This is a genomic window from Kitasatospora sp. NPDC059327 (assembly GCF_042752535.1).
In the GTDB taxonomy this organism is placed as follows: domain Bacteria; phylum Actinomycetota; class Actinomycetes; order Streptomycetales; family Streptomycetaceae; genus Kitasatospora.
Genome location: NZ_JBHYYB010000012.1, coordinates 42,152 through 67,482, shown reverse-complemented (window position 1 = coordinate 67,482; position 25,331 = coordinate 42,152). Strand labels below are relative to the sequence as shown.

The 25,331-nt window shown below is 74.0% G+C and carries 35 protein-coding genes and 1 pseudogene; 34 read left to right on the top strand and 2 right to left on the bottom strand.

The features are described from left to right. Nucleotides 1-21: 21 nt before the first annotated feature. On the bottom strand, nucleotides 22-405 hold the full coding sequence (locus ACFXHB_RS10400) for a hypothetical protein (RefSeq protein WP_380573502.1): 384 nt from the start codon (nucleotides 403-405) through the stop codon (nucleotides 22-24). Between the two features lie 15 nt (nucleotides 406-420). Here ACFXHB_RS10400 and ACFXHB_RS10395 point away from each other — a divergent pair, with 15 nt between their 5' ends. Further along, nucleotides 421-1,128 (top strand): hypothetical protein, encoded by a 708-nt coding sequence (locus tag ACFXHB_RS10395; RefSeq protein ID WP_380573501.1) that lies wholly within the window; start codon nucleotides 421-423, stop codon nucleotides 1,126-1,128. 4 nt (nucleotides 1,129-1,132) lie between these two features. Then, nucleotides 1,133-1,552: a hypothetical protein gene (locus tag ACFXHB_RS10390; RefSeq protein ID WP_380573500.1), complete on the top strand. Its 420-nt coding sequence runs from the start codon at nucleotides 1,133-1,135 to the stop codon at nucleotides 1,550-1,552. Nucleotides 1,553-1,693: 141 nt separating this feature from the next. On the opposite strand, the gene ACFXHB_RS10385 is transcribed toward ACFXHB_RS10390, so the two are convergent. Further along, the gene (locus ACFXHB_RS10385; protein WP_380573499.1) at nucleotides 1,694-1,840 is read right to left on the bottom strand and encodes a hypothetical protein; all 147 of its coding nucleotides are present in this window, start codon (nucleotides 1,838-1,840) and stop codon (nucleotides 1,694-1,696) included. Here ACFXHB_RS10385 and ACFXHB_RS10380 point away from each other — a divergent pair. From ACFXHB_RS10380 to ACFXHB_RS10225, 32 genes and pseudogenes are all read left to right on the top strand, one after another. Continuing rightward, nucleotides 1,839-2,096 carry a hypothetical protein gene (locus ACFXHB_RS10380; protein WP_380573497.1) on the top strand — a complete coding sequence of 86 codons (258 nt, stop codon included), beginning with the start codon at nucleotides 1,839-1,841 and terminating at the stop codon, nucleotides 2,094-2,096. The two genes, ACFXHB_RS10385 and ACFXHB_RS10380, sit on opposite strands and share 2 nt — an antisense overlap. A 177-nt stretch (nucleotides 2,097-2,273) precedes the next feature. Beyond that, entirely contained in the window at nucleotides 2,274-2,855 is a 582-nt protein-coding gene (locus tag ACFXHB_RS10375) for a hypothetical protein (protein ID WP_380573496.1), read from the top strand. Between the two features lie 11 nt (nucleotides 2,856-2,866). After that, a complete protein-coding gene (locus ACFXHB_RS10370) occupies nucleotides 2,867-3,322 on the top strand; it encodes a hypothetical protein (RefSeq protein ID WP_380573495.1) in 456 nt (151 codons plus the stop codon). A 19-nt stretch (nucleotides 3,323-3,341) separates the two neighbouring features. Then, complete coding sequence (locus ACFXHB_RS10365) at nucleotides 3,342-4,145, top strand: DUF317 domain-containing protein (protein ID WP_380573493.1); 804 nt, start codon at nucleotides 3,342-3,344, stop codon at nucleotides 4,143-4,145. 259 nt (nucleotides 4,146-4,404) lie between these two features. Further along, nucleotides 4,405-4,896, top strand: coding sequence for a hypothetical protein (locus ACFXHB_RS10360; protein ID WP_380573492.1), 492 nt, complete (start codon nucleotides 4,405-4,407; stop codon nucleotides 4,894-4,896). A 165-nt stretch (nucleotides 4,897-5,061) separates the two neighbouring features. Further along, on the top strand, nucleotides 5,062-6,828 hold the full coding sequence (locus tag ACFXHB_RS10355; RefSeq protein WP_380573565.1) for a type IV secretory system conjugative DNA transfer family protein: 1,767 nt from the start codon (nucleotides 5,062-5,064) through the stop codon (nucleotides 6,826-6,828). Between the two features lie 62 nt (nucleotides 6,829-6,890). Beyond that, nucleotides 6,891-7,730 (top strand): hypothetical protein, encoded by an 840-nt coding sequence (locus tag ACFXHB_RS10350; RefSeq protein ID WP_380573563.1) that lies wholly within the window; start codon nucleotides 6,891-6,893, stop codon nucleotides 7,728-7,730. Then, nucleotides 7,727-8,098, top strand: coding sequence for a hypothetical protein (locus ACFXHB_RS10345; protein ID WP_380573490.1), 372 nt, complete (start codon nucleotides 7,727-7,729; stop codon nucleotides 8,096-8,098). The genes ACFXHB_RS10350 and ACFXHB_RS10345 overlap by 4 nt, the downstream gene beginning before the upstream one ends. 116 nt (nucleotides 8,099-8,214) lie before the next feature. Next, nucleotides 8,215-9,030 (top strand): hypothetical protein, encoded by an 816-nt coding sequence (locus tag ACFXHB_RS10340; RefSeq protein WP_380573489.1) that lies wholly within the window; start codon nucleotides 8,215-8,217, stop codon nucleotides 9,028-9,030. Between the two features lie 197 nt (nucleotides 9,031-9,227). Next, nucleotides 9,228-10,388, top strand: a complete 1,161-nt coding sequence (locus ACFXHB_RS10335) for a DnaB-like helicase N-terminal domain-containing protein (protein WP_380573488.1) — start codon at nucleotides 9,228-9,230, stop codon at nucleotides 10,386-10,388. Nucleotides 10,389-10,707: 319 nt separating this feature from the next. Continuing rightward, the gene (locus ACFXHB_RS10330; RefSeq protein WP_380573486.1) at nucleotides 10,708-11,013 is read left to right on the top strand and encodes a hypothetical protein; all 306 of its coding nucleotides are present in this window, start codon (nucleotides 10,708-10,710) and stop codon (nucleotides 11,011-11,013) included. Between the two features lie 41 nt (nucleotides 11,014-11,054). Then, entirely contained in the window at nucleotides 11,055-11,603 is a 549-nt protein-coding gene (locus ACFXHB_RS10325) for a hypothetical protein (protein WP_380573485.1), read from the top strand. Continuing rightward, nucleotides 11,600-12,250 (top strand): hypothetical protein, encoded by a 651-nt coding sequence (locus tag ACFXHB_RS10320; RefSeq protein ID WP_380573484.1) that lies wholly within the window; start codon nucleotides 11,600-11,602, stop codon nucleotides 12,248-12,250. The genes ACFXHB_RS10325 and ACFXHB_RS10320 overlap by 4 nt, the downstream gene beginning before the upstream one ends. Nucleotides 12,251-12,472: 222 nt before the next feature. Further along, nucleotides 12,473-12,958: a hypothetical protein gene (locus ACFXHB_RS10315; protein ID WP_380573483.1), complete on the top strand. Its 486-nt coding sequence runs from the start codon at nucleotides 12,473-12,475 to the stop codon at nucleotides 12,956-12,958. A gap of 157 nt (nucleotides 12,959-13,115) precedes the next feature. After that, nucleotides 13,116-13,613, top strand: a complete 498-nt coding sequence (locus ACFXHB_RS10310; RefSeq protein WP_380573482.1) for a hypothetical protein — start codon at nucleotides 13,116-13,118, stop codon at nucleotides 13,611-13,613. A 35-nt stretch (nucleotides 13,614-13,648) separates the two neighbouring features. Then, nucleotides 13,649-13,801, top strand: coding sequence for a hypothetical protein (locus ACFXHB_RS10305; protein ID WP_380573481.1), 153 nt, complete (start codon nucleotides 13,649-13,651; stop codon nucleotides 13,799-13,801). Then, nucleotides 13,788-14,141 (top strand): annotated as a pseudogene (locus tag ACFXHB_RS10300) (DNA cytosine methyltransferase); the annotation flags it as partial. The gene ACFXHB_RS10305 and the pseudogene ACFXHB_RS10300, both read left to right, overlap by 14 nt. Nucleotides 14,142-14,247: 106 nt before the next feature. Then, nucleotides 14,248-14,592 carry a hypothetical protein gene (locus ACFXHB_RS10295; protein ID WP_380573479.1) on the top strand — a complete coding sequence of 115 codons (345 nt, stop codon included), beginning with the start codon at nucleotides 14,248-14,250 and terminating at the stop codon, nucleotides 14,590-14,592. A 119-nt stretch (nucleotides 14,593-14,711) separates the two neighbouring features. Further along, nucleotides 14,712-14,870: a hypothetical protein gene (locus tag ACFXHB_RS10290; protein WP_380573478.1), complete on the top strand. Its 159-nt coding sequence runs from the start codon at nucleotides 14,712-14,714 to the stop codon at nucleotides 14,868-14,870. A gap of 96 nt (nucleotides 14,871-14,966) precedes the next feature. Then, complete coding sequence (locus ACFXHB_RS10285) at nucleotides 14,967-15,542, top strand: DUF4913 domain-containing protein (RefSeq protein ID WP_380573477.1); 576 nt, start codon at nucleotides 14,967-14,969, stop codon at nucleotides 15,540-15,542. Between the two features lie 18 nt (nucleotides 15,543-15,560). Beyond that, nucleotides 15,561-16,292 (top strand): hypothetical protein, encoded by a 732-nt coding sequence (locus ACFXHB_RS10280; protein ID WP_380573476.1) that lies wholly within the window; start codon nucleotides 15,561-15,563, stop codon nucleotides 16,290-16,292. Continuing rightward, nucleotides 16,289-16,789, top strand: coding sequence for a hypothetical protein (locus tag ACFXHB_RS10275; RefSeq protein ID WP_380573475.1), 501 nt, complete (start codon nucleotides 16,289-16,291; stop codon nucleotides 16,787-16,789). The genes ACFXHB_RS10280 and ACFXHB_RS10275 overlap by 4 nt, the downstream gene beginning before the upstream one ends. A gap of 44 nt (nucleotides 16,790-16,833) precedes the next feature. Beyond that, nucleotides 16,834-17,724, top strand: a complete 891-nt coding sequence (locus ACFXHB_RS10270) for a winged helix-turn-helix transcriptional regulator (RefSeq protein WP_380573474.1) — start codon at nucleotides 16,834-16,836, stop codon at nucleotides 17,722-17,724. A gap of 40 nt (nucleotides 17,725-17,764) precedes the next feature. Then, nucleotides 17,765-19,042, top strand: coding sequence for an MFS transporter (locus ACFXHB_RS10265; protein ID WP_380573473.1), 1,278 nt, complete (start codon nucleotides 17,765-17,767; stop codon nucleotides 19,040-19,042). Between the two features lie 16 nt (nucleotides 19,043-19,058). Beyond that, nucleotides 19,059-19,775 (top strand): HAD family hydrolase, encoded by a 717-nt coding sequence (locus tag ACFXHB_RS10260; RefSeq protein WP_380573472.1) that lies wholly within the window; start codon nucleotides 19,059-19,061, stop codon nucleotides 19,773-19,775. A gap of 41 nt (nucleotides 19,776-19,816) precedes the next feature. Next, a complete protein-coding gene (locus ACFXHB_RS10255) occupies nucleotides 19,817-20,590 on the top strand; it encodes a hypothetical protein (RefSeq protein ID WP_380573471.1) in 774 nt (257 codons plus the stop codon). A gap of 45 nt (nucleotides 20,591-20,635) precedes the next feature. After that, complete coding sequence (locus tag ACFXHB_RS10250) at nucleotides 20,636-21,574, top strand: DUF4259 domain-containing protein (RefSeq protein WP_380573470.1); 939 nt, start codon at nucleotides 20,636-20,638, stop codon at nucleotides 21,572-21,574. Between the two features lie 13 nt (nucleotides 21,575-21,587). Then, nucleotides 21,588-22,340, top strand: a complete 753-nt coding sequence (locus ACFXHB_RS10245; protein ID WP_380573469.1) for a hypothetical protein — start codon at nucleotides 21,588-21,590, stop codon at nucleotides 22,338-22,340. Then, on the top strand, nucleotides 22,240-23,145 hold the full coding sequence (locus ACFXHB_RS10240; protein ID WP_380573468.1) for a hypothetical protein: 906 nt from the start codon (nucleotides 22,240-22,242) through the stop codon (nucleotides 23,143-23,145). Before ACFXHB_RS10245 ends, ACFXHB_RS10240 begins: the two co-directional genes overlap by 101 nt. Before the next feature lie 105 nt (nucleotides 23,146-23,250). Then, nucleotides 23,251-23,574 (top strand): hypothetical protein, encoded by a 324-nt coding sequence (locus ACFXHB_RS10235; RefSeq protein ID WP_380573466.1) that lies wholly within the window; start codon nucleotides 23,251-23,253, stop codon nucleotides 23,572-23,574. Then, the gene (locus ACFXHB_RS10230) at nucleotides 23,571-24,437 is read left to right on the top strand and encodes a hypothetical protein (RefSeq protein ID WP_380573465.1); all 867 of its coding nucleotides are present in this window, start codon (nucleotides 23,571-23,573) and stop codon (nucleotides 24,435-24,437) included. The genes ACFXHB_RS10235 and ACFXHB_RS10230 overlap by 4 nt, the downstream gene beginning before the upstream one ends. Further along, nucleotides 24,434-25,327: a hypothetical protein gene (locus ACFXHB_RS10225; RefSeq protein ID WP_380573464.1), complete on the top strand. Its 894-nt coding sequence runs from the start codon at nucleotides 24,434-24,436 to the stop codon at nucleotides 25,325-25,327. Before ACFXHB_RS10230 ends, ACFXHB_RS10225 begins: the two co-directional genes overlap by 4 nt. Nucleotides 25,328-25,331 lie beyond the last annotated feature (4 nt).

The window sequence follows — 25,331 nt, the reverse complement described above, 5'->3', positions numbered from 1 at the left end:
GCCGACGTCGGCCCCGACGCCTCACCGACCGCCCACACCCTGCTCGCCCGCGCCGGCTTCCGCCAGCTCGCCGACGGGCGCCACGCCCTCGACCCGGCGACCGAGCAGAACGTCTTCCTGCACGCCCGCCAGACCACCGCCGCCCTTCGCCGAGCCGGGGTCAAGGTCAGTGCGGACCCCGCCTTCGACTACAACGACGCGACCCGGCCGGTCCCCGACAGCCCGGCCGTCCGCGCCGCCGGCCCCGACGCCGTCGTCCAGGCCAGCGCCCCGGCGGGAAGCCGCAGCTTCGACGTCCACGTCGGCCGCCACCCGCACCTGGGCATCGTCGCCACCAACCCGCACAGCAATCAGGCCGCCGCCTACGCGCTCGCACAGGCCGGCTTCACCCGCAACGGCGGGCACCCGGGCCTCTACGTCATGGACGAGCCCGAGTTCGAGGGCGACAAGCGGGCCTCCACTGCCGTCGCCCAGCTGCGCGGCCAGGGGCTGCGGGTCGCCTCCGACCTGGCCTTCGAACCGCTCACCGGCCCGTACGAGTCCACCGACCCGTTCGCCACCCGGCTGATCGAGGAGATGAACCGCACTCCTGCCTCGCCCGCCGCGCCGCCGGCCCGGGTCGCGCAGAACGCGGACCCGTTCGAGACCCGCGTGTTCAAGGCGCCCGTCCTCGGGCCCGTCACCCCGACGGCGCCGGACCCGTTCGGCACGGTCGTCCACCCGCCGGCCGGGCCGAGCCGCGACGACCAGCGCGCGGACGCCCTGCTGCACGACCGGGCCGCGCTGAGTGCCGAGATCGCCTCGCGGCTGCGGGCGATCGAGGACCAGGTCCGCACCAACCCGGGCAGCGTCGACCTGGCACGGATCGAGGCCGTGGTCGGCGAGGCCACCACCGTGCTCGCCGGGGCGGGCAAGGACCTCGCCGCCGTCGCGGCCCGCCCCGCCGCCGCACCGGCCGCCCACACGAGCAGCCCGGCGAGCCCCCGCGCCCGCGCCGCGCTCGCCACCAGCGGCCGGGTCCGCTCCGCCGCCGCCCTGCACGCCACCGGCGCCGCGGCCACGGCCGCGTCCGTCCCGGCCGTCGACCCGCGGATCGCGTGGGCTGCCGGGCACCCGATCTCCCGGTGAGCCGATGTCCTACACCGATGCCCTGAGCCGTGCCCAGCTTGGCTCTCACGACGCGAGCCTCGTCGGCTCGTGGGCGGTGCGCCGTCTGGGCCAAGTGCTGCCGGAGCCTGCCGAGGAGGTCGAGGTGGCCGACCTCCTGAGTCGCCTCGGTCCTGTGGTCCGCGAGCTCGAGGAAGTTCTGGAGCTGGCGGCGGACTGGCTCGACCAGCCCGCTGTGCTCGGGCCTGCCGTCCGCGCCGCCCGCCTTCTCGGGAGTCAGGTCGACCGCACCGCTCAGGCGCTGCACGACCGGAACGGGACCGAGCCGATCCCCCGCGCGGCCATCGCCCGGATTCGGTCCACGCGCACTGCGCGCACGTCCCCGGCAGCAGCAGAGGCGGCTCCTGCTGCCCCTCCTGCGTCGCATCCGCGGCGCTCCCGCTGACCCGAACCCAAGTCCTTTCCCACACAACCGAGTTCACAGGAGATCCGACATAGCCGTCCGAACCCGGTGGTCCGTCGAGCACGACTGCGGCCACACCGTCGAGCATGACCTGTCCACCCGTCCCGCCGACAAGCGCGCCTCCTACGCCCGCTGGCTGGCCACCCGCTCCTGCCGCGACTGCTGGCTCGCCGAGCGCAAGGAGGACACCGCCGAGCGTGAGGCGTGGATCGCCGCCCGCCGCGCCGAGGAGCAGGAGGCCGCCACCGCGTGGGCCGGCCAGTTCGGCATGCCGCCGCTGGAGGGCCCCGAGCGTGCCATCGCCTGGGGCGAGCGCTGCCGGCACCAGCTGGTGACCGCGGCCTACCAGGCCCTGGTGGTCGAGGGCGTGGTCACCGAGGAGGCGTGGCTGGCCGTCGAGGAGCAGCTGCGCACGCTGGACAAGGCGTCCTGGTGGATCGACCAGCGCGAGTCCGGGCCGGCCGACCTGCCCGAGCTGGCCGCCGCCGCCACCAGCGCGGACCGCGTCACCGAGAACCCGAACTGAGCGCCGGCCCCGCCGGCCCGGCCCGCTGACCTGTCTTCCCCTCCCTGGAGCTGACCCTGTCCACACCGGAACGAAGTACCGGCCAGCGACCCGAACCGGTCGCGATCCGCCGCGGCCTGTACGGACCGGTACTCGCCCCGGCCGGCCGTGCGGTCGCACCGGCCCCGGGGCGGTGACGTGCACCCCACGATCGCCCGGTACGCCTCCACCCGTGACCTGCTCGCCTCCGCCAGCCAGCAGCAGCACCGCCTGCGTCTGATCGACGCCTGGCGCCCTGTCGCGGACCTGCCCGCGTTGGAGCAGGCGGCGTTCTCCATGGAGCTGGCCGCGCACCTGCCGCCGCCGGCCGGACCCGCCGCCGCCCTGCGCACCAGGCTGGTGTGGCAGTGCACCCTGCGCGCCGACCCCGACGTCGCAGGCCCGGCGAACCACCGCTTCCAGGAGACCGCCCGGCGGATCCTGGCCGCCACCGGCATCGCCGCCGAAGGCGATCCGGCCTCGTGCCGGTGGGCGCTGCTGCGCGTCGGCGACCACGAGGCCCGCCTAGTCGCACCGCTGGCCCGGCCGGACGGCACCATCGTGGACACCGGCCGTGACCGCTCCCTCGCCCTGGCCGTCTGCCAGCTCGCCGAGAGCCGCAGCACCGGCACCAGCCGCACCCGCGCGGCAGTGGCCGGCACCGCTCTCCGCCGGACCGGTGTCCTCCCCGCCCCTTCTCCCGTCGTCACCGCCGCGGCCCGAGCCGGTCGGCGCCCGTAGAAAGAGACCTCTTGTCCGACGCCCGCACCACAGGGCCCCTCGATGCCGCCAACCAGGCTATCGCCCGCGCCGGCCGCGCCTTCGCCGAGATCGTCGAAGTCGCCCCCTCGCTGACGCCCCACGAGGCCGCCGAGGTGCTGCTGGGCCTCACCCTGATGCCCGGTGCAGTGCAGCAACTCGCCAACGCGGTGACGGAGATCGGCCGCCAGGTCGCCCAGCAGTACGGCGACCGGCCACCCCTGTGGGAGCCGCTGCTCACGGAGGCCACCGCCATCTCCGCCGCGGCCTTCCGCACGGCCGCCACTGCCGACGCCATCGCCGAGGCCGCGGACGAGACCACCCGCAGCCGGGCCGCCACCACCCAGTCCCCGGCCCTGCGGGCCGCCGGCACCACGGCGTCGGTCCACTTCGCCCCGGCCGTCGCCGTCCCGCCGCACTCCCGCATCGTCGAACCTCCCCACCGCTGACGCTCCGAGGACCCCACCGTTGACCACCTCAACTCCGGCCGCGGCCCAGGACGAGGTGCTCGTCCGCCCCCGCCACCTCGCCGGCGCCGGGCCCCTCCCCGTCCTGGCACCGCTGCTCCACCTCCACGAGTGGCCGTACCGATTCGACGAATCCCTCGCCCAGGTCGTCGCCACCAGCCCGTGCCGGCGCATCGAGATCGCCATGGAGCCGCACCGGGTCTTCCACCTCTACCGGGTCACCGTCCGCAGGCACCCGAGGGACGAAGTCCCCTACTGGCAGGCCACGTTCACCAAGGACACGCCGGGTGAGATCGTCGGCGCGTTCGTCCAGGCCGTCGCCGCCGACCGGTACACCATGCCGGAGGAGATCGTCGCCGAGCCGACCGCCTCGCCGACGACCGCCTGGCGCCCCCTGTTGAAGGCCGGCTGGCAGCTCCAGGACGACCCGCACTTCGTCCGCCTCGCGTCACCGGACGGCACCACCAGCTTCACCCACTCACCCACCTCGACCGACGACCGGTGCGGCGAGGGCGTGGGTGCCTGGATGGCACAAGCCTCCTTCGGACCCGCCTGGAGCGACCAGTGGACGATCGTCCTCGGCCACGCAACGCCCGTGCGGTACCTGGCGATCCTGGCCTCCGCCATCGCCGACCCCACCCCCGTGGTCCGCCGCCGCAGCGCCCTGTCCGCCGCCGCACTTCCGAAGGTGGCCACTCGGCCAGCCCGCCCTGCCGACCCCACCCGCCGGTTCACCGCCGTCGAGTACACCGGCGCAATGTTCAACCCCCGCCACCCAGGCCACGGCCACCCCCCACGCCGCTGACCAGGAAGGAACTCCGCTGCCCGAGCACACCGCCGAGATCGTCTTCGCCCGTTTCCCTCTCCGGGAGGGCTCCACCACCACCGGCAGCGCCTGGGTCCAGGGCACCGACCTGGCCAGCCGGGCTCTCCTCGCCCGCGCCGGCTTCTCCACCGACGGCCTCAGCGCGATCTTCACCGCCGAGGACGCCGGCCACGGCGACGTCAACCAGCGCATCCGCCTCGCCGAGCAGCTCCTCACCGACGCCGGGTACGCCACCCGCGTGGTGCCCCCGCTCCCGATCCGCAGGATCGAGAACACCTTCGGCGAACGGGACTTGGCCTACCTGCAGTCCCGGCTAGTACAGGCGACCGCCCAGGTCCACCGGGCCACCACGGCGGAGGACGTCACCACGGTGGCGCTCGCGGTGATGGACCCCGAGACCGGCCTGCTGGAGCGACTCACCGCGCTGCTGGACACCGCCTCCCAGCGGCTGGAGACCCTCACCGGCCAGGGACCGTCCGGGGCGGCGATGGCCACCGCCCTGCAGGACGCGAGTACCCAGCTCACCGCCGCGGGCTACCGCGTCGCCGAGGCCCAGCTGGTCCGCCTGGACGAGACCGACGAGCAGTCGCCGGCCCCTGCCGCGCCCCGCGCCGCCGCGGCCCGCACCCGCACGGCACCGCCCGAGCGTCCCGCTGCCCCGACCGGTGCCGCCCCCGCACCACTCGTCTCCCGCGCAGCCACGTCGGCGAAGGCGTCCGTCTCCCGCTGACCACGCAGTCCCCGCCGGCTGACCGCCCGCCGGCCACCGGGCCGATCACCCACGTCTCGGGCCTTTGTCCCGCCGTGATCGCCGCCCGCTCCCCGCCCGCTCCGGGCCCCTGCCGCCGCGCGCTCCTGCCCGGCAGGCCGAACCCCCCGTCAAGGAACCCCTCCCCTGCCCGCCTCCCCCAAATCCCCTTCCGCCAGCCCCGGTTCGGATGCCCTCCTCTACGCGCTCATCGGCGCGGGCATCGCCGTCGCCGTCTTCGGCTCCATCGCCTGGCTCGGCGGCAACGCCGCCACCGCCGCGACCACCGACCACGCCCTGTGGGCCCCGTTCCAGCCGGTCGACGCCGCCCTCCACCCCGACCGCGCCTTCCCGCACCTCAGCCCGCTCCTGCTGCTGATCAGCACCCGCATCGCCCCGGCTCTGCTGTCGATCGCGCTCGCCGCCGGCGGCCTGCTGCTGTGGTCCAAGCACCGCCGCAAGCCGACCGGCCTCGCCGGCCGCAGCGAACTCGCGCCGCTGCTGCCCGCCGAGATCACCGCCAAGGCCCGGGACCTGCGCCCCAGCCTCTCCAAGGCCAAGCCACGCGAGATCAGCCCGGACGACACCGGCATCCTGCTCGGCGACCTCGCCCCCAGCGGACCCGAGGTCCGCTCCAACTGGGAGGACGTCGCGGTCGCGATCATGGCGCCGCGCTCCGGCAAGACGACCAGCATCGCCGTCCCGGCCATCCTGCGCGCGCCCGGCCCCGTGCTCCTCACCTCGAACAAGGCCGCCCGTGACGCCTACACGGCGTGCTTGGAGGCCCGGTCCGAGGCCGGGCGGGTCTGGACGATGGACCCGCAGCAGATCGCCCACACCCCGCAGGCGATGTGGTGGGACATCCTCGCCGACGCCAAGGACCTCCCGGGCGCGCGCCGGCTCGCCGGCCACTTCGTCGCCGCGGCCGTCGACGAGTCGAGCCAGGGCGACTTCTGGTCCACCGCCGCCCAGAACACGCTCTGCGCCCTGTTCCTCGCCGCGGGCTGCGACAGCCGGCCGATCACGGACGTCCTCAAGTGGCTCGCCGTGCCGTCCGACCGAACCCCGGTCGACCTTCTCCGCGAACACCAGATGACCGCCATCGCGGACCAGCTCCAGGGCACGGTCAGCGGTGCCGTCGAAACGCGCGACGGCATTTTCGAAACCGCGCGTCAATACGCGGCCTGCCTTCTCGATCCGCAGATTTCCAAATGGGTCATCCCGAATCCCGACCTGCCGGAGTTCAAGCCGGAGGAGTTCGTCACCCGCAAGGACTCTCTGTTCCTCCTGTCCAAGGACGGCGGCGGCTCGGCAAGCGCCCTGATCGCTGCTGCGGCGGACTCCGTGATGCGCACCGCAGTCATCGAGGCCGAACGCTCCGGAGGCCGTCTCGACCCGCCGCTCCTGGCCATTCTGGACGAGGCCGCGAATGTGTGCAAGATCGGGGACCTTCCCGACCTGTATTCCCACCTGGGCTCGCGTGGCGTTATTCCGATCACCATTCTCCAGAGCTACCGCCAGGGACAGAAAGTGTGGGGCGAGGCGGGCATGGACGCCATGTGGAGCGCGGCCACCATCAAACTCGTGGGAAGCGGAATCGACGACGCTGATTTCGCCGACAAGCTCTCGCGGCTGGTTGGGGACCACGACGTGGAGACGGTTTCGCATTCCACGTCGGAATCGGGCCGCTCCACCTCCGTCAGCATGCGCCAGGAGCGCATTCTTCCGCCCGACCAGATTCGTGCCCTGAAAAAGGGGAGCGCGCTTCTCTTCGCCACCGGTCTGCGCCCCGCACTGCTGACTCTGCGCCCCTGGTACAAGGAGCCCGGCGCCGCCGAGGTCAGCGCGGCCTCCTCCCGGCAGACCGCTCTGATCACCGAGCGTGCGATGGCCAAGGCCGGTGGTGCCGCATGATCCACACCACCGAACCGGCCACGCGAATCCTTTCACTAGGCGCCGGTGTACAGTCGACCTGCCTGCTTCTCCTGTCGGCCCTGGGCGAGCTTCCGAAACTGGACTACGCCATTTTCTCGGACACCGGATGGGAACCGGCGAAGGTCTATCAGCACCTGAACGAGGTGGAACGGAAGATCGCCCGGCCGGCCAACATACCGATCCTGCGCGTGTCGTCCGGAAACATCCGCCAGGATGCCCTCGATCCCGCCCATCGCTTTGCCTCGATGCCGCTCTACATTCTCAACCAGGATGGCAGCCCGGGAATGACTCGGCGGCAATGCACCGGCGAATATAAGATCAAGCCGATAAAGCGACAGGTGCGCCAGATCCTAGGATACCCGCACCCGCCCCGGGTACCGAACGGGATCTACGCCGAGCAGTGGATCGGCATCAGCACCGATGAATTCCATCGGGCCAAGGACTCCGACGTCCGGTACACCCGGCACACGTTTCCCCTGCTCGACCTCGGCATGTCCCGCGCCGACTGCATCAAGCTCCTCACGGACCACGGATGGGGGTCGACTCCGAAATCGGCTTGTATCGGCTGCCCATTCCACGGAAATTCCCAGTGGCGGGAAATCCGCGACAATTCCCCCGAGGAGTGGGCGGACGTCGTCGAGTTCGACGCCGCGATCCGGGCCGGCAACGCCCGCGCCAACGCCGACGGACGGCCGCTGCTCGGGCAGGCATACCTGCACCGCTCTCGCCTGCCGCTCGACCAGGCGCCGATCGACAAGCTCACCCGGGCCGAACTGCGAGACCTGCAGACGCAGTTGACCCTGGATGAGGACGAACTGGAGAACGGGCCGGCGGACGGCTGCTCGCCGTTCTCCTGCCGCTCGGGTGAGGCAGTCGCGTGACCTCCCCGGCCACCGCTGCCCCGCACCTCGACCGGCTGCACCGCGCCGGCCAGGACGCCGAACTCGGGAGCGTCCTGGCCTCGGTGGAGGAGGACCTCCTCGCACCGCTCCACCAGGTTCTGGAACAGGCCGCCGAGGTCTTCCGGCGGCGGGGCGACCTCCGCTCCGCCGCCGCCCTCGACGCCCACGCGACCACCGTCGAGCGGGTCGGCGACGAACTCCACTACCTGGCCGAGGACTTGGCTGCGCCGATTCGTTCGGACCGCGCCGCCGCCGCGAGCATCCGCCCGGTCCGCGTTGCCCCTGCGGCTGCCTCGGAACCGGTGCGTGCCACAGGGCCGCCCCCTCAGCCGGCCCGCTCACGCTGATCCCAGCCCACTATCAGGAGGTTCCCCTGTCCACCTGGAACGGGTCCGTCGACCGGGCCAAGGCCCTGCTGCTGATCTCTCCTCTGCCGGACGGCACCGTCACCGGCCTGCGGCAGGTGGCCCGGCGCGGCGACATGGTCGTCACCGCCGAACTGGCCCAGACCATCCGGTCGGACACCTGGAACGGTGTCCGCATCCGGATCGTCTCCCCGTCCGCCGGCCAGCTCGACGCGAACTGGTTCGGCTTCGCGGAGCACGCCGTCTTCAACGAGCGGAACCGAGCCGTCCCCGCCCGGGACGGCGGCGCGGAGCTCACCCCCTACAACGCCAGCTCCCTGCTGACCTACGACGGCATCGACGCCTACCGTCTCCGGGACGCCGTCGCCGACTACACCTCCGTCTTCATGCCTCCGCCCGCCCCGGAGTACACCGCCGCCGCCAAGCTGGGCGTTCTCCACGCGACGGCACGACGGATGGACCATCTCGGCTCCGTCGATCCGCAGAGCCTGGCCGGGCGCGCGCTCGCCCACGCCGAGGTCCTGCGGGAGGTGGTCGGCGAGATCCACCTCGGCCTCCTGCCGCTGACGGGCGAGTTGCAGGGCGCGGACAGCTCGGCGGTCGAGCTGCCCGAGGGGCTGGCCGCCCTGGGCACGGTCCGCACCGCGCTGACCGATCTCGCGCGCAGCACCGAAGAGGCCGGCCACACCGGCCAGGCGGAGGTGTTCCGCGAGCACGCGCAGTCGCTGGCCGCGATCAGCGCGGAGATCACGGCCGACCTGGCGGCCGACCGCGCCGATGCCCCGCACGGCAACCCGAGGACCAGCCGCGCGGGGGCCGCCCGCGCCGGGAGCGCCGCGGTGGCGCTCTCGGCACCCACTGCCGGTGCGGCGGCCCCGGCCACATCCCGGCAGCCCGCCCGCCGATCCCGCTGACCATCCCTTCTGCGCACCGGAGTTGACACCATCCGCAACGACCTCTCCTTCCTGCCGATCAGCCGCGCGGACGGCAGCTGGTACCTGTCGGTTGGCTCCGGCCGTCTCCGCATCCGCGACGAGGCCCTCGTCGAGGACCTGGACCGGCTGCGCGACCTGATGCTCCCCGGGCACCTCCGCGAGGAGGTGACACCGCAGTGACGCCGACCAGCCGGGACATGAGCCCGCAGCTGGAGGCCGAGCAGGCGGTACTGGGCGCGTGCCTGCTCAATCCGTCCCAGGTCGGTGCGCTGGCCGGATGGCTGGAGCCGCGGCACTTCTACCGTCCGGCGCACGAGCGATTCTTCGCGATCCTGCTCGCCCAGCACGCCGCCGGCCACCCGGCCCTCGCCCCGGACTCCGGGGACGAGCAGAAGAGGGACTGGGCGCTGACGGCCATCGCCACCGCCGCCCGCGAGGTCCCGGGCGTCACCGTCGGCTACGGCCACACCCTGGTCTCCACCTGCCCCCGGTCCGAACACGCCGCCAGCTACGGCCGGATGGTGCTGGAGACCGCGGTGCGGCGGGCGCTGGAGGAGCATGCCCACCGGCTGCTCGCCGCCGCCGAGAGCGAGTCGGTCGAAGCCACCGTCGAGCTGACCGGCGCCCTGCACGCCGTCATCCAGCGTCTCGCCGACGCCTGGGGCACGATCGACCAGCGCTCCCGCCGCCCGCTTCCGACGCCGCCCTCGTCGGTGACCGCCCCCAAGGCGGTCGAGGCCGCCCAGCAGCACGACCAGGCGCTGCTCTCCAGCCTCCTGACCGCGCCCGGGCAGATCCCCGAGATCGCCTCCTGGCTCACCGGCGAGGACTTCGTCGACCCGGGCCACCGCGCCGTCTACCTGGCGATGGCCGCGCTCGCTCACCGGCGCGAGCCCCTGGACGAGCTGACGGTGCTGTGGGAGGTCCAGCGGCGCGGGGCGCTCGCCGCCGGCGTGATCTCCGTGGAACGGGTCCGGGAGATCTGCGCGGACCCGCTGCCCGGCGATCCGGCCTACTGGGCGGAGCACGTCCTGCGCGGCGCGCTGCTGCGCGCCGCCGCGACTTCGGCCGGCATCGTCCGGGTGATGGCACTGGACGCCTCCATCGCCGCAGGCCCGCTGCTCGGCTCGGCCGTGCGGGCGCTGGCCCCCGCCGACCGCGTGCAGGACCGGCTGCGCGCCGCGACCGCCACCCCCACGGAGCGAGGCGGCCCGGTCGTCCTCGGCACCGCCCGTCGCAAGGGCGCCGCCCTGAGCCGCAGCCCCACCCCGCCCGCCGCCCCGCCCGTTCGAACCGCCGACCGGGCGGGCGAGAGCGCCGCCCGCACCCGACGCTGACCTTCCGGAGAACCCCCTGCCCCCCATCACCTCCCGCCCCCGTGCCCAGTCGGTCGGCCGGCTCCACGCGGCGGCCGACGCCATCGACCACCTCACCACCCAACTCCCGCGCGCCTACCGCGAGGAGGGACTGCCGGGCCTTGAGGAACTGGCCGAGCACACCCGGGCGATCCGCGACTGCCACGACGACCTGCTGAACGTCACCGCCGCCCTGCACCACCCCCACGCCCAGAGCGCCGACCGCACGGTCGTCCGCTCCCTGACCTCGGCGACCGCGCAGCTGGGCGAGGCCCTCGGCGCGCTCGGCCGGGCCACCGCCATGGCCGGCCGCCTCTACGAGGTCGACGGTATCGGCGGCCCGCGCGCCGATGAGGTCCGCGAGCGCGGCTCCCAGCAGCTCAACCTGGCCCTCTCGCGCACCCGCCTCGCCCTGACCGGTGCCCGCGAGGACCTGCGCCGCGATGCCCGCTCGCTCACCGGCCCCGCCGCCGCTCTCGCGCACCGCCCGGCTCCGCGCTCTGTCGCCGCCACCGCCCGGACCGCAGCCGGAGCAAACGCACCCACCGTCGCGTCGCTGCCAGCCCGAACCGTGCAGCACACCGCCCTCGCGGGGCGGCGCCGTTGAGGCCCCTCGCCACCCCCGGCCCCGCGTCCTTCGGCGGAGCCGTGTCCGCCGCCTCGCCCTCCGCCTACCAGGGCGACCTGGCGGTGGTCGCCGGGATGCTGCGCACTCTCGGACACAACGCCACCACCACCCCTTCCGGGCCCGTCCCCGGCCTGCCCAGCCGCAACGCCCTGCTGGAGCACTGCCGCCAGGCGCAGGCGTTCATCCGGCACTGCGGCGACAGCGCCGACCACTACCGCCGCCAGCGAGATGCGGACAACCCGTCCGCGGCGGTGCTGGCCGGCGCGTACGAGAGCGCGATGAGCAGCGCCGCCACCGTCCACCGGCACCTGGGCGCCGCCCTCGACCTCTCGATCAAGTGCGAAACGTCGGCCCCGGCCAAGCCGGGCAGCCCCGCCGAGGAGCTGCTCCTGCGCCGGGCCGAGCACACGATCACCGCGTTGGAGAGCGCGGACCGGTGTGCGGCCCAGGGAGCCGAGGATGTGCTCGCGTTCACCGACCGCCTCGCCCCCGTTCCGTCGGCGGCACCCGCCGAAGCGGCGCTCGTACTCGGCTCACCCCCCATCACGCCAACCAGGAAGCGCCGTTGACCACCGACCCTCCCCTGCCGCCCGCCCCGGTCGGACTCAGCCAGCACGACCTCGACACGCTGGGCTCGCTCGCCGAGCAGCTGGCCGCCTTCGCCAAGGCCGTCCCCGTGCCCGCACCGCACGAGCCGCTGCCCGAAGTCCGGGAGCTGGCCTGGCCGATGGTCCGTCTGCACGAGCTGATCACGATCCCGCTGGACGAGGCTTTCTTCCACGCGACCAACACCACCGGTCCCGCCCCGGGCCTCGGCGTCTTCACCGCGAACACGGCGGCCCTCGCCCTCGCCCAGGCCGCGCTGGCCCGGGCGGCGAACCTGCTCTCCGTACCGGTGCCGACGCCCGAGACCCAGAACAGCGCCCGCCGCTCCCTCGCCACCGCCCGCGACACCGCCCTCTCGGTGGCCGAGGCACTGGCCGAGACCGTGGGCAGCACCACCGGCCTTCACGAGGTCACCGCCCTCGCCTCCCGCCGCCGGCCCGCCGGACTCGCCGACAGCCACCCGCCGGCCGCAGGCGACTCCGAGCGCCGCGTGGACGCGGCCCTGCGCCGCTCACCCGCCCTCGTGCTGCTCTCCCCACCCGCCGAGCGCCCGGCCCCGCCGGCCAGTCCCGCCCCGCCGGCGACGGTCGTACCGCTTCGGCGAACCTGACACCCGCGTCGGCCCGGCCCGAGCTCGGCTGCCGCTGCACCCGACGACGTACCGGATCTGCCGTCCCGCCGGCAGCTCCTGAACCGATGGAGTCCCACCACGTCTACCGCCCGTCCCACCTCCGAGGTCAAGGCGTACCAGCGGTGCCTGCGCGACGTCGCGCACCAGGCCGAGGCCCTCGCCGCGAAGCTGCCCACCACCCGCACTGCTTCCGCCGCCGGCGTGCCCGACGCCCGCGACGTCAGGGGTCACCTGCGCACGATGCAGGAGCTGCACACCAGCACGCTCGCCGCGGCCGACTTCTCCGACCAGTTCCCCGCGCATCCCACCACGATGACGGCCGCGCGGCTCACCGCACTGTCGCTGGCCCGCGCACACGGCCGCGTCACCGAGGCCACCCGACACCTGTCCTACCTGCTCCAGCACTCCGTGAGCGCCGACGTCTGGGCCCTGCCCGACGCCCAGCCCGTCAACCCCGCCGCCGTCTACGGCGCCGCCTCCACCGAACTTCGGCGAGCGGCAGGCCAGTTGCGTTCCGACGCCGACCATCTCGCCTCCGCCGGCGTCTCCGCCGTCCCCGCCAAGCCTCGCCGGTCCGCCGCGCTCAGCGTCACCCAGCGCCTCCGTCGGGCACTGCCCGGCCGCCGGACCGACCCCCTCCCGATCTCCGCACTGCCCCGCAGCAGCGCCCCCGCTCCCCGCCGTTGAACCCCGAGGAACCACACTGACCACCACCTCTACCGACCGCCAGGCCCAGTGGCTGCTCGGAACCGCCGCTGACCTGCACTCTTTCAGCGAAGAGCTGTCCAGCATCTACAGCCACCGCGATCCGCTCCCCGACCGGCTCGGCGCCGTCCTGGACTCCATGTCCGACGTGCAGCGGAGGCTGCTGGCCAACGTCGTGGACGAGTACAACGACACCACCCCCGCCGGCTCCACCAAGCCCGAGGACATCGCCTGGCGTCGCTGCTCCCTCGCCTACGCCCACGCCGGGCTGCTGACCGCGAAGGCGGTCCTGCGCGCCCAGCCCGCCCTGGTCGCCGTCACGCTCAAGCGGATCAGCCCCGCGTCCGACCGATGGCCGCACCGCACGGCCTACTTCAAATCCCTCGCGGCCTCCCGCGGCACCCTCCAAGAAGCGGTCTGGAAGATCAAGGAGGTCGCTGCGGACCTGACCGGCCCGGAGCCGGACTTCCTCTCCCTCACCGGCGAGGACATGATCACCCTCACCCGCTCCGCCTCCCTGCAGCAGCGCCCGGCCAAGCCCCTCACTGCGAAGAAGGCCGCCGGCCCCGGCGCCGCGGTGCAGGTGTCGCCGTCCGCCGCCCGTGCCGCGACGACCCGCAGCGGGGCCCGCCGATGACGGCGCCGGGCGGCGGGTGGCCGCGCATCGGCAGCATGTGCTCGGGCTACGGCGGCCTGGACCTGGGCGTCCAGACCGTCCTCGGCGGCAGCGTGGCGTGGCATGCCGAGATGAACCCCAACGCCGCCTCGATCCTCGCCCACCACTGGCCTAGAGACGCCAAATCACGGCGACATCACCGCAGTTGACTGGAGCAGCGTCGAGCCGATCGACGTCCTTACGGCGGGCTTCCCCTGCCAGGACCTGAGCGTCGCCGGCCGTCGGGCCGGTCTGATGGAGGGCACCCGCTCCGGACTGTGGCTGACCATCGCCCGCGCGATCGACGTCCTCAAGCCAAGGTTGGTGATCATTGAAAACGTCCGCGGCATCCTCTCCGCAGCCGCTGCCTCGCCATCCGATGGCGACTTGGAGTGCGGCTGGTGCGATCTGGGAGACGGCGGAGGTGAGCCTGCTCTGCGGGCACTCGGCGCGGTTCTCGGAGACCTGGCCGACCTCGGGATGGATGCGCGGTGGACGGTGCTACCCGCTGCCGCCGTCGGCGCCCCGCACCGCAGGGAGCGGCTGTTCCTCGTCGCCTGGCCTTCCGACGCCGAAGGCCCGCGATGCGAAGGGGCCGGATGCGAAGAGGGAGGACTTGGGGCATGCGATCAATCTGCTGAAGACCCCGACCAGCAACTTGGGCTCGATCGGCGGGAGCCAGCACCCGGACAAGCGGCGCCAGGGCGGGCACGGCCCGAATCTGAGCGACGAGGTGGAGCACCTACTCTTCCCGACCCCGAAGGCGAGCGACGGGACACACGGCGGACCGAACTCCCGCGGCTCCAAGGGGGACTTGACGTTGCCGTCAGCGGCGGCGCAGCTGCTGCCGACACCGCGGGCCTCGGACACCGGGACGCCGGGGCGCCGGGCGGGGGCGGGGTTCCGGCCGCCGCTGTCGGCGGTGGTGCTGCCGATCTGGGAGCAGGACAGCTCGGACTGAACCGGTGGGGCCCGTACGGGCCGGCCATCGCCCGCTGGGAACGAGTCACTCGGCCCGCGCCGGAGCCGACCGACGAGCGGGGACGGCTCGCCCCCTCCTTCGTCGAGTGGATCATGGGCGTGGGCGAGGGCCACGTCACGGCCGTTCCGGGGCTGTCCCGCTCCGCCCAGCTGACCGCCCTGGGCAACGGCGTCGTCCCCCAACAGGCCGGCAGGGCAATGGAATTGCTCGGGGCGGCCGACCTCCTCACTGCCGCCCGCTGCTGCGGGCGGCAGTGAGGAGGCGGTGCTTATACACCAACTCCGGCCCGATACGTCGGGCCGTCGAGCGCACATCCTCGTGTCATCACCCGCCGACGAGAGGCACCCGCCCCTTTGACCACCCCCGAGCCCGACCCGACGTCCGCGCCGGACGGCTACACCAACACCCAGATCGACGTGCTGACCGCGAAGCTGTCCGCTCTCGCGGCGGGATTCGACCTGCAGGCCGAGCAGCTGGCCAGCATGACCACTGCCCTCGACCCGGAGGACGGCGACGATCCGGACGCCCCCGGCGGCGGCGAGCCGCTGTTCATCCTCGCCTTCGACGACCCGCAGTACGACCAGGAACTGGAGCTGATGACGCCATGGGTAGACGAGATCTGGACCAAGATCTACGGGCCCGAGACCACCGCCGGCAAGCCCTGGTGCCCCCGGTGGAAGGAGCACCCGGAAGCGGTCGCGCGACTTCACGCCCTCTGGCTGGCGTGGCAGGCCGCCCTCGACCCCGAGTCGGGTGCCGCCGGGCCCAGCTCCTGGCAGCGCGACCACCTGGAACCCGCGCTGATGAAGCTGCGCTCGGCAGACGGCCCGTTCGCCGCCTGCACCAGCAGCGGTGGCCACATCAGCCACCGTCTGCTGCCGCACCCCGCGCTCACCGACACCACCCCTGCCGACCGCCCCCTCACCTGACCGAAAGAGCCGAGACCCTTGCCCGACTTCAACCTGCCCGGATGGCGTCCCGCGGACGCCGCCTCCGCCGAGGCCCAGGTGCAGTTCCTCGCCGCGGAGGATGCGTACGAGCTGCTGACCGAGGTGAACCACGACCACGACGGCACCTCGGACGACTTCCTCCTCTTCGAGGACGTCGCCGGCTACTCCGCGGTCGCCGCGCACCTGCACTACGGCGAGGACGGCGAGACGTTCGCCCTCGCCACCGCGGCCCTGCCCACCTTCGTCCTGGCCGCGGCCTGGCTCGTCCAGCGCGGCGCGGAGAGCGACGCCTTCCTCGTCCGGTCCGGCCACCCCGGCGCCCCGGCCGACGCCCGCAGTGCCACCGCCGCCGCCCGCCTGCTGGAGTCCGGCTCCCGCTACCGGCTCGTCGACCACGGCGTCGAGCCCGGCGAGAGTTGGGCGATGCTGCGCGACGGCAGCGCGGCCGGAGCCGAGCGGCCCTTCCTGCTGCACCTGGAGACCGTCGACCCGGACCGGGGGTACACGCTGCGCGAGGGTAGTTTCACCTCGCCGCAGGAGGCCCAGCAGTGGCTGGAGAACCGGCGCACGCCCCTGCCTCCGGTCGCCGACGGGGACGTGGCCGTCGTGGTCAGCCCACAGGCCAACGCCGCGCGCACCCGCACCGCCCAGCGCCGCACGGCCGCTGCGGAACCCGCGCCCGCGCTCACCGCAGCGGCGGCGACCACTGCGCGCAGGGCCGTGCGGTGACCACACCCACCACCCGGCCGCTGGCGGGTTTCAGCGCCCACCCCGAGGCCCTGGACGACCTGCTGTCCGTGCCGCAGCACGTACGGATGCTCGCCCTGGGCTACCTCGGCCGGCTGGTACGGGCCGAGGTCCGCGGCCCCCTCCTCGAAGAGCAGGGCGAACGGGACCTGCGGGGCGCCAGGAAGCTGTATCTCGACGACGCGCTGGACTACCGGCTCGTCTACGTCGAGCACCGCGTACCCCACAACCCGCGTCATCTGCAGGGCATCCACCTGGTCGCCGTCGGCGAGCGCCGGGGGGTCGCGGTCTACGAGACCGCGGCCCGCCGCCTGCGGCAGGCCGCCAGCCAGGAGGTACGGCGCGGGATGCCAGCCCGCTTCCAGGCCGCCCTCGCCTCCTCCACCCGGCCCTCCCCGGCCCAGTCCGCCGCCTCGGCCCCCGCACCGGCCGGGGTGTCGCCGGCCGTCGTGCTCTCCCCGGCTGCCCGCCGGCGCTGACGTCACCAACTGCCCAACCGCACGCCTGAATCGGAGATCAACCAGTGTCGACCGCCACCGCCACCGCCATCGCCACCACGCCCGCCACGTCGCAGTCCTCCACCAGCGCCGTCCAGCGGGCCGCCGAGGTGCTCTCCATCCGATGGGCCACCCGGATCGTCCACGCACTGCGGCAGGGCACGGCGAACAGCGGCGATCTCCTGGCGGCGGATCCGATCATCCCTGGGGGCAGCGTGTACTCGGTCGTCCGCACGCTCGCCGGGGCCGGCGTCATCACGCGGACCCCGACCAGTCCCTCACGGTTCGATCTCGCGCTGTCCCCGGCCGGGCAGGCGCTGGCGCCCGTGCACGCCTCCGCCTTGGCCTGGGCCCAGCGCTACCGCCGCCCGGATGTGGAGTCCGAGCAGGTGCCCGAGATGATCGAGGAGACGCTGGGCCTGCTGGCCAGCTCCCACACGGTCCCCCTGCTGAGCGAGCTGGCGGGGAGCAAGCCGCTGGCCTACCCGCAGCTGGTCACCTCGCTGAACGCCCGGGACAAGGCGGCGGCCTACCAGCGGCTGCTTGCGCTGGAGGAGCGCGGCCTCGTGGTCCGCAGCGGCACCCGGCGCACCTACCGGTGGAGTGCCACCGAGGCGGGACTGGCGATCGGCCGGGTGTACGGCGACCTGTCGGCCTGGGCCTCCGGCACCCACGCCCCGGCCGCCCCGGCACGGCCCGGCACCGCGCTGGCCGCCGCCGGCCTCGCCGCCGTCGTCGTACAGAGCCCGGCGCAGGGCTACCTGTTCTCCTCGCCGCAGAGCGCCGAGCGGCCGGTGAGCGCCCGGGCGGCGGCGGCCGACCTGCGCAGCATCACCCTTCACATCTCCTTCTCCGACGCCCCGGCTCCGCAGCCGTCCGCCCCGCTGCTCGTCGCCGCCTCGGCGCACCGCCGCTGACGAGCCCCGCCCTCTCGCCTGCCGATCCCACCCGAGGTCCATGATCACGCCTTCCCCGTCCTCCGTCCCTACGAGCAGCACCCCCGCGCCGGCCACCGCCGCAGCTGCGGATGCCGAAAGCCTCCGGCCCTCGCTTCCGGCAGGCACCGAACGGGCGGGTGGGCGGTCCATCCTGCGGACCCCGCACGTCGCTCCGCTGCTGGCGGGCACCCTGGTGGGCCGTCTTCCGGCGGCGATGGCCCCGATAGCCGTGCTTCTGGCCGCCCGGTCCGATCACGCCTCCACCGCGGTCGGTGCCGTCCTGGCCGCGCTGTACGCCCTGGCCGGGGCGATCGGCCAGCCGCTGCTGGGTCGGGTGGTCGACCGCTCCACCCTGGCCGCCGTCGCCCTGCCCGCCGCGGCGGTCTCGGGTGGCGCGTTCACCGCGCTGGCCGTCGTGGACTGCGCCGCGCAGCCACTGACGGCAGGCGTGCTGTCGGTCGTGGCGGGTCTGGCAACGCCCCCACTTGAGGCCGGACTCAGGGCAATGTGGAGTCGGCTGATCGACCCGAGCCGCCACCACCAGGTCTTCGCCCTCGACGCCGCCGCCCAGGAGGTCGTGTTCGTCGCCGGGCCGCTGCTGGCCACCGCGGTGTGCCTGCTCGCCTCGCCCGGCTGGGCGCTCGTCGCGTGCGCGGTGGCCGGCAGCGCGGGCACCCTGGCCGTCGCCGCACGAGGTCCGGCCCGAGTCCGCTCCACGGCACGCGCGGTCCACTGGCTCGGGCCGCTGCACTCCACCGGACTGCTCGTGCTGCTCGCCGCCTCGGTGTTCTTCGGGGTGACGCTCGGCGCCTTCACCGTCCTGTCCCTGTCCTACGCCGAACGGCACCACGAAGGGTGGCTCGCCGGCGTGCTGCCGGCCGCGCTGTCGCTCGGCAGCCTCCTCGGCGGCACGGCGTGGGCCAAGCTCAAGCGGCCGTGGCCACCCGGCCGGGCCCTGCCCGTGGTCGGCGGCGCGTACGCCGCCGCCTTCGCCGTCCTGCTGCTGCCCGCCCCGCCGTGGCTGATGATCACGGCGAGTGTACTGCCGGGGATGTTCCTCGCCCCGTGGCTGGCCTGCGCCTTCGTTGCCTGCGACGCCCTGGCTCCCCGCGGCACCGCCACCGAGGCCGCCGCCTGGCTGATCGCGGTGATCGGTCTCGGCCAGGCCGCGGGCACCGCTGCCGCCGGCCAGTTCGCCGCGTACGGCCACACCGCCACGGCTGCTGTCCCCCTGCTCGGCGCCGCGCTGGCCGCTGCCGCACTCGTTGCGGGACGCCGCCGGCTCTCCCTTCCCTGACCTTCCCCATTTCTTCTTGGAGCTGGACTTCTTGCCCAACCGCACCACCAAGGCCAAGCCCGCGCCGATCACCGTCGTCTGGGACTGGAACGGGACACTTCGAGCCGACCTGGACGATCACGTCGCCGCCCTGAACGCGACCCTGCCCGCCCTGGGCGGTGAGCCGATCAGCGTGGAGACCTACCAGGCGCTGCACCGGATGCCGATCCGCAGTTTCTACGCCGACGTGCTCGGCCGCCGGCTGGGCGACGAGGAGTGGCACGCCGCCGATGACGCCTTCCTCGCCGAACTCGCCCGCCGGCCGGTCCGGCTCCAGCAGGGCGCCCGGCAGCTGATGATGGGCCTGCGAGCCCGGGGCGTGCGGCAGAGCCTGCTGTCGCTGGCCCCGCACGAGCGGCTCGTCGGCGAAGTCGCCACGGCGGGGATCACCGGCCTGCTGGAGCGGGTCGACGGCCGCCCCGGGGCAGCGGTGGCGAGCAAGGCGCCCGCCATGATCGAGCACCTCCGGGCTCTCGGGCCGGGGGTCGACCCGGCTCGGACGCTGGTGATCGGCGACAGCGTCGACGACGCCGTCGCCGCCCGCGCCGTCGGGGCCGTCCCGGTGCTGCACACCGCAGGACTACACGGCGCGACGCGGCTGGCCACTGCCGGCGTCCCGCTGGTGGACACGATCCAGGACGCCGTCGCCACCGGCATCGCCATCATCACCTCCCGCCAGCTGGCCGCTGCGTGAGCGCGGACGGCGGACGCCCGATCGCCAACTGGAGGCCCCGGGTGCCCGGCAACACCGACCTGGGCAACCGGCTCGTGTGGTCCGAGCTTCAGGTCGAGCGGCCCCGCGACCTGCCCGGGCACGGCACAGCGACCCTTCACGGAGCGGTCGCCGACCAGATCGCCTCCACCGCCGTCAAGCTCGACGACGTACAGACCCGGCTGGTCGCTCTCGCCGCCTCCCTGCGGGACGACCTCCAGCGCATCGAGGCCGGCCACGACACCACCATGCCCGTCACCAACGGCATCCTGCGCAACGGCGCTCTCGACATCGACCTCCTGGTCACGCGCCGCACCGAACTGCACCGCTCGCTCACCGCGCTGATCGGCGTCTACAAGGAACTGCCCGCCTTCGTCCCACCTCCGCCCCCGGCTCTCGCGCCAACAGCGAAGACGGCAGCAGCGGTCAGCCGGCTTCCGGCGCGGCAGGAGGAGGCGCTGCGGCTGATCGGCTCGACCACCGTCACCGTCCACAACGGCATGCGCGCCGGGGCTGTCATGATCGTCACCCCCGACGCGGACATCAAGGCCGCCACCGTCGATGCCCTGATCGGCAAGGGCCTGGTGAACCACTACGCCCGCAAGGACCTGTTCCGGGGCCACGACCTGACCCTCACCCCCGAGGGGCAGAGCAGGTACGAGGCCCTCACCGCGAAGCTGCCCGCCGCCCGCTCGGCCGCCGCCCGTGCCCGGCCAGTCGCTCTGCCCGCAGCGCCGGAGGCTCCCACAGCTGTCTCCGTCGCCGTGTCACCGCCGGCGGTCCGGTCCCGGCGCTGACCGCCGACCCCACCCCAGCGGGCCCGTCGGGCCCGGACTTCGACCATGCCAAGGAGACCCCTCATCGGAAGCTGGGACACCGGCCCGTTCCACAACGACGCCGCCGTCGGCACCGCCGAACGCTTCGACAGCCTCTTCGACAGCGAAGTGCCGCCGTGGCTCCACCGCCTGTTCGACGTCGCGATCTCCATGCCAAAGGGCCCGCTCGACACCGACATGGCGCAGGAGGTCGTCGCCGCCGCGGCCGTCATCGCCTCGCAGTGCCCGGGCGGAGAGGGCGTCGACCTCAACAGCGGTCCGCGCGAGCCGGTCCCGCCTCTGCCCACGGACCTGCGGCCGAAGGCGGTCGCCGCCCTCGACCGCGTCCTCGCCCACGCTGACGCCGAGGTGGGCCGCTGGCACGTCCGGGAGCGAGGCGAGCAGTGGCTCGGCAACGTGCAACGAATCCGCCTCATCCTGGCGGGCCCGGCCTCCAGCCCTGAGCCTGCGTCGCCGCGGCGGCAGCGGCAGGTGTTCGCCGGCCTGCAGCTCCTCCGGGACCGGTTCGGCGTCGAGGACGCCATGGACCTGCACGTGAGGCAACCCGAGGGTTCGCCGGCGCACGCTCTGGCCGTGCTGCTGGAGCTCCGGTCGTACGAGGTGGACACGCTCGACCGGGAGTTGCGCGCGACGGCCTCCCGGGCGGGCGAGACGCTCGTGCAGGTCGCCAAGGGAAGCCACTCCGACGTCCAGACCAACGGCGTCCTGCGCTTCACCGGTGTCGAACTGGAGACCCTCGGAGCCCGCTTCGCTCTCGCCAGCCGCGACCTGCAGGACCTGGCCAACCGGTACGAGTACGCCGTCAAGGACGTGACGGACCAGGCCGTTGCCCCGCGGTCGGCGGCTGCCCGGACCCGGACCACGCCCAGCACCGCTGCCGAGGCTGGGCCTACGCCTGCAGCAGCCGCACCGCCCGCCGCCTCCCACCGCCCGCACCGCCCGTAAGGACCCCTGCTCCGTGTCCGCCACCGTCACCCACCAGGCGCGCGTCGCCCGCGCCCTGGACGCGCTCGCCCCGCCCGGCGCCGTCCGCGTTCTCCTGTCCGTCCGGCTCACCGAACGATCCGCCGAGGAACAAGAAGCCCTGCGGACCACGGTGGGCGATCCAGCCGACGGTCTGCACCCCGCCGAGGTCGCGGAACATCACCGCGATCTGGAGCGCCACGGCCTGCTCCGCACCAGCCCCGCCGGATTGGAGGCCACTGCGGCGGCGCGGGAGCTGTGGCCGGTGTTCCTCGCCGCCGCCGGCTGGGCCGCGAAGCACCGACCCCGGCTCGTCGCCGAGGAGGACATCGCGGTCGCCGTCGAAGAGGTCCTGCGCATCGGCGCCCAGCCGCTCACCGCGCCGGTCCTGGACCGGCTGCGCGCCGGGACGGCCAACGAGGAGGACCTCGCCCGTCCGATGACGGCCGCGGCCCGCGCCCAACTGCCCGACGAGCTCTCCGTCCTCGTACAGCTGGAGCTGCTGGAGCGCCTGCCGGACGGCGCCCTGCAGGTCACTGCGGCCGGCAGCCAGCTCGCCGAGGTCCACGACGCCCTCGCCGACTGGTACGCGCAGCATCTGGCCCCCGCTGTGCCCCCGGCCCGCTCCGAACCGCACCGCCGGGCCGGTGCGCTCGCCGGCCCGGCACGGGCGGCAGGCGAAGAACCCACCCGGCTCGCTCCAACTGCCCCGCCCGCCGCGCCGCCCCGTACCGGCCTGCGGCGTTGATCACAAGGACTGCCCCATCACCACCACTCTCGGCACGGCCGGCTTCGACGTCGACGCACTCGACCCCGTCACCGCCCAGGACGAGTCCGCGCACGAGCGGCTCTCGCACGACCTCGACATGCTCACCCTGCTGGCCGTCCAGCACCACGTGAACCCGCACACCGAGCTGCTGACGGACAGCTACTTCCTCGTCCACGACGGCACCATGACCTGGGACATCCCCGGATCCGCTCAGTACGCCGCCGTCCACGTCCAGCGCGACCTCGGCGCGGGCAGCTACCGCTTCGACTCCAGCCGCCACGCCATCGCCGCGCTCGCCCAGAACTGGCTCGCCGACCGCGGCGCGGACCCGGCCCTCATCGTCCCCGCCGTCGAAGGCCAGCTGGAGGGCGACGCGGAAACCCGGGAGCTGGAGGAGTTCCTGGCCCGCTCCGGGGCCCGCTTCGAGGTCGTCGACGACTACACGTACGACCAGCCAGCCTTCTACAAGACCTGGATCATCGCCCGGGACACCGCTCCCGAGCCCGGCCGGCTGCCCGTCCGCGTGCTCCTTGAGGAGGTCGACCTGGAGGCCGGCTGCTACACCCTGCGCCAGGGCGGCTTCGCCACGGTCGACGCCGCGCAGACATGGGTCGAGCGGGTGGGAGAACCGGACAATCCGCTGCCGCCGCTGACCGCGGCACCCAGCGCCCGCGCCGCCGGCGCCGTGGCCCAGAGCTCGGTCGCGGTCACCCTCTCGGCCCCGGCCTCCGCACCGGCACCCGCTACGGCCGAGGGCCACCCCGCCCGACCGCAGCACCGCTGACCCCTCTCGTCCCCGGAAGGACCGCGCATCTCCTCGACCAACAGCACCCAGCCGCCCGCCGCCACCGGTCCGCAGCGCCGGCCGCGCACGACCGAGCGCCGCAGCGTGCAGGCCACGGTGCGGTTCACCCCGGCCGCCATCGCCGCCATCGGCGAGCGCGCCGCCGCCGAGCGCCTCACGACCGCCGGGTTCATCGGCACCGCCGCCCTGGCCGCCGCGCAGTGCGGCGCCCCGCTCCACCGACCCGACCGCGACCCGCGGCGCCCGCTCGTCGAAGCCCTCGACCGCCTGGCGGGCGAGCTGAACGCCGCCGTCGCCACCGTCCGCGAGTCGGCGGACGGACCAGGACGGGAGGCCGCGCTGGCGGTACTGCCGGCCGTCGCCGAGCGGACGTACACCGTCCTGGACGCCGTGCTGGAGGCGTCGTGATCCCCGACGTCTCCCGGGGCAACGGCATCCGGCCGCTGCTGGCCTACCTCTACGGCCCCGGCCGGCGCGAGGAGCACGACGATCCGCACCTCGTCGCCGCGTGGGACCTGCACGGAGCCCCGGACCCGGGCCGCTCCCCGGGCGCGACCATCAGCCGCCTGGCCGCACGGCTCGACCAGCACGCCCAGCTGCGCGCTGCCGAGTTGGGGCAGATGCCGCCGAACCGGGTGTGGCACTGCGCGGTCCGGGCCGCTCCCGAGGATCCGTTCCTGGACGACGCCCAGTGGGCCGAGGTCGCCCGGCGCATCGTGCGGGCCACCGGGATCGCGCCCGAGAACGGCCCGGCGTGCCGGTGGGTGGCCGTTCGGCACGCCGTCCACCACATCCATCTGGCCGCTGTCACGGTCCGGCCGGACGGCTCCCGGCCCCTGACGCACCGCGACGCGATGCGCGCCCAGGCCGAGTGCCGGGCGATCGAGGCCGAGTGGGCGCTGCGGCCCGTCGGCGCCGGACCTCGCGTCACCACCAGCTACCCCACCAGCGCCGAGATCATCAAGGCGGAGCGGCACGGCTGGAGCGAGCCCTCCCGCGTGTGGCTCCAGCGGCAGATGCACCTGGCGCTGTCCGAGGCGACCGACCTCGACAGCTACTTCGGTGCGCTGGCCGAGCGCGGGGTCATCGTCCGCCTCCGGCGCGGCGAGGACGACGCTGCCGCCGGCTACAGCCTGGCCCGCCCCGGCGATGTCGGCGCCAGCGGGAAGAGCGTCCACTTCGCCGCCGGGCGCCTCGACTCCGCGATGACCCTGCCCCGCGTCCTGCACCACCTGTCCACGAAGAAGTCCGCCGAAGGAATCCGATCATGACCAGTCCCCAGAATCCGCCCAGCCCCCTGGCGGACTTCGCGCACGCCCTGGCCGAGCGGCTCCCGGACCGGTGGGAGGCCACCGCGCTGGACCTGCGCGACGACGCCGACCTTCGCCACCACTTCTACTACCGCGTGTGGGACCGCCGCGGTGCCCAGGAGCTGGGGCTGGACCGCGACACCATGGCGGAGACGGCCGTGCTCGACGGCCCCGACGGACGCCGACTCCTGGTGCTGCCCGCCGCCGAAGCGGGCCGGTCCTTCCTGATCTGCCCCCTCATCGCCTTCGACGTGCCCGTGTACAACAGCATCTCCCCGCTCAGCTCCGCCGTCGTTCCTGCCGACCCGGCCAGCGCCGCCGCCGAACTTGCCGGCTCGCTGCTGCCCGTCTACGAGAGCGAACTGCGCACCCGGCTCGACCATGTCGTCGGCGTCCTGGACGGCACCGAGGCGAGCATCGCCGCGTGCCTGGCCGCCGAGGCCGAGCGCTCCGACGACCCCGAACTGGCCCAGGAGCTGTACGAGATGAGGGGGGTGCGCTGGCTGTCCCACCCCGAGGACACCGACCTGCTGCGCTGTGCCGCCGAAGACGTACTCGCCGCGGTGGGCCTGCTGCTGGGCCACCGCGGACCGCTGTCCGAAGCCCTGGTCGGCGTCACCACCCACGTCCGGATCTACTGCGAGGTGAGCGACAGCTGCGAGCCGCTGATCGAGGCCGAGGTGATCGGCCGCATCCTCACCGCCGCCGGCCTGTCCGACACCAGCAGCGGCATCTTCGATCCCGCGATCACGCAAAAGATCGCCACCATCGACTTCCTGCCGATCGAGCAGCAGCGGGACCTGGTGCGGGCCGCCGCCGCGACGTACACCCGGCAAACCAACGCCGGCTGATCCC

What these genes read in the sequence shown, in the direction of transcription:
- ACFXHB_RS10250 (WP_380573470.1), top strand. Translation starts at nt 20,636, where the DNA reads ATGCCAAGGAGACCCCTCATCGGAAGCTGGGACACCGGCCCGTTCCAC.
- ACFXHB_RS10265 (WP_380573473.1), top strand. Translation starts at nt 17,765, where the DNA reads ATGATCACGCCTTCCCCGTCCTCCGTCCCTACGAGCAGCACCCCCGCG.
- ACFXHB_RS10385 (WP_380573499.1), bottom strand. Translation starts at nt 1,840, where the DNA reads ATGCCGAACTGGCCGGCCCACGCGGTGGCGGCCTCCTGCTCCTCGGCG.
- ACFXHB_RS10380 (WP_380573497.1), top strand. Translation starts at nt 1,839, where the DNA reads ATGCCGCCGCTGGAGGGCCCCGAGCGTGCCATCGCCTGGGGCGAGCGC.
- ACFXHB_RS10225 (WP_380573464.1), top strand. Translation starts at nt 24,434, where the DNA reads ATGACCAGTCCCCAGAATCCGCCCAGCCCCCTGGCGGACTTCGCGCAC.
- ACFXHB_RS10390 (WP_380573500.1), top strand. Translation starts at nt 1,133, where the DNA reads ATGTCCTACACCGATGCCCTGAGCCGTGCCCAGCTTGGCTCTCACGAC.
- ACFXHB_RS10395 (WP_380573501.1), top strand. Translation starts at nt 421, where the DNA reads ATGGACGAGCCCGAGTTCGAGGGCGACAAGCGGGCCTCCACTGCCGTC.
- ACFXHB_RS10305 (WP_380573481.1), top strand. Translation starts at nt 13,649, where the DNA reads ATGTGCTCGGGCTACGGCGGCCTGGACCTGGGCGTCCAGACCGTCCTC.
- ACFXHB_RS10310 (WP_380573482.1), top strand. Translation starts at nt 13,116, where the DNA reads ATGTCCGACGTGCAGCGGAGGCTGCTGGCCAACGTCGTGGACGAGTAC.
- ACFXHB_RS10330 (WP_380573486.1), top strand. Translation starts at nt 10,708, where the DNA reads ATGGCCGGCCGCCTCTACGAGGTCGACGGTATCGGCGGCCCGCGCGCC.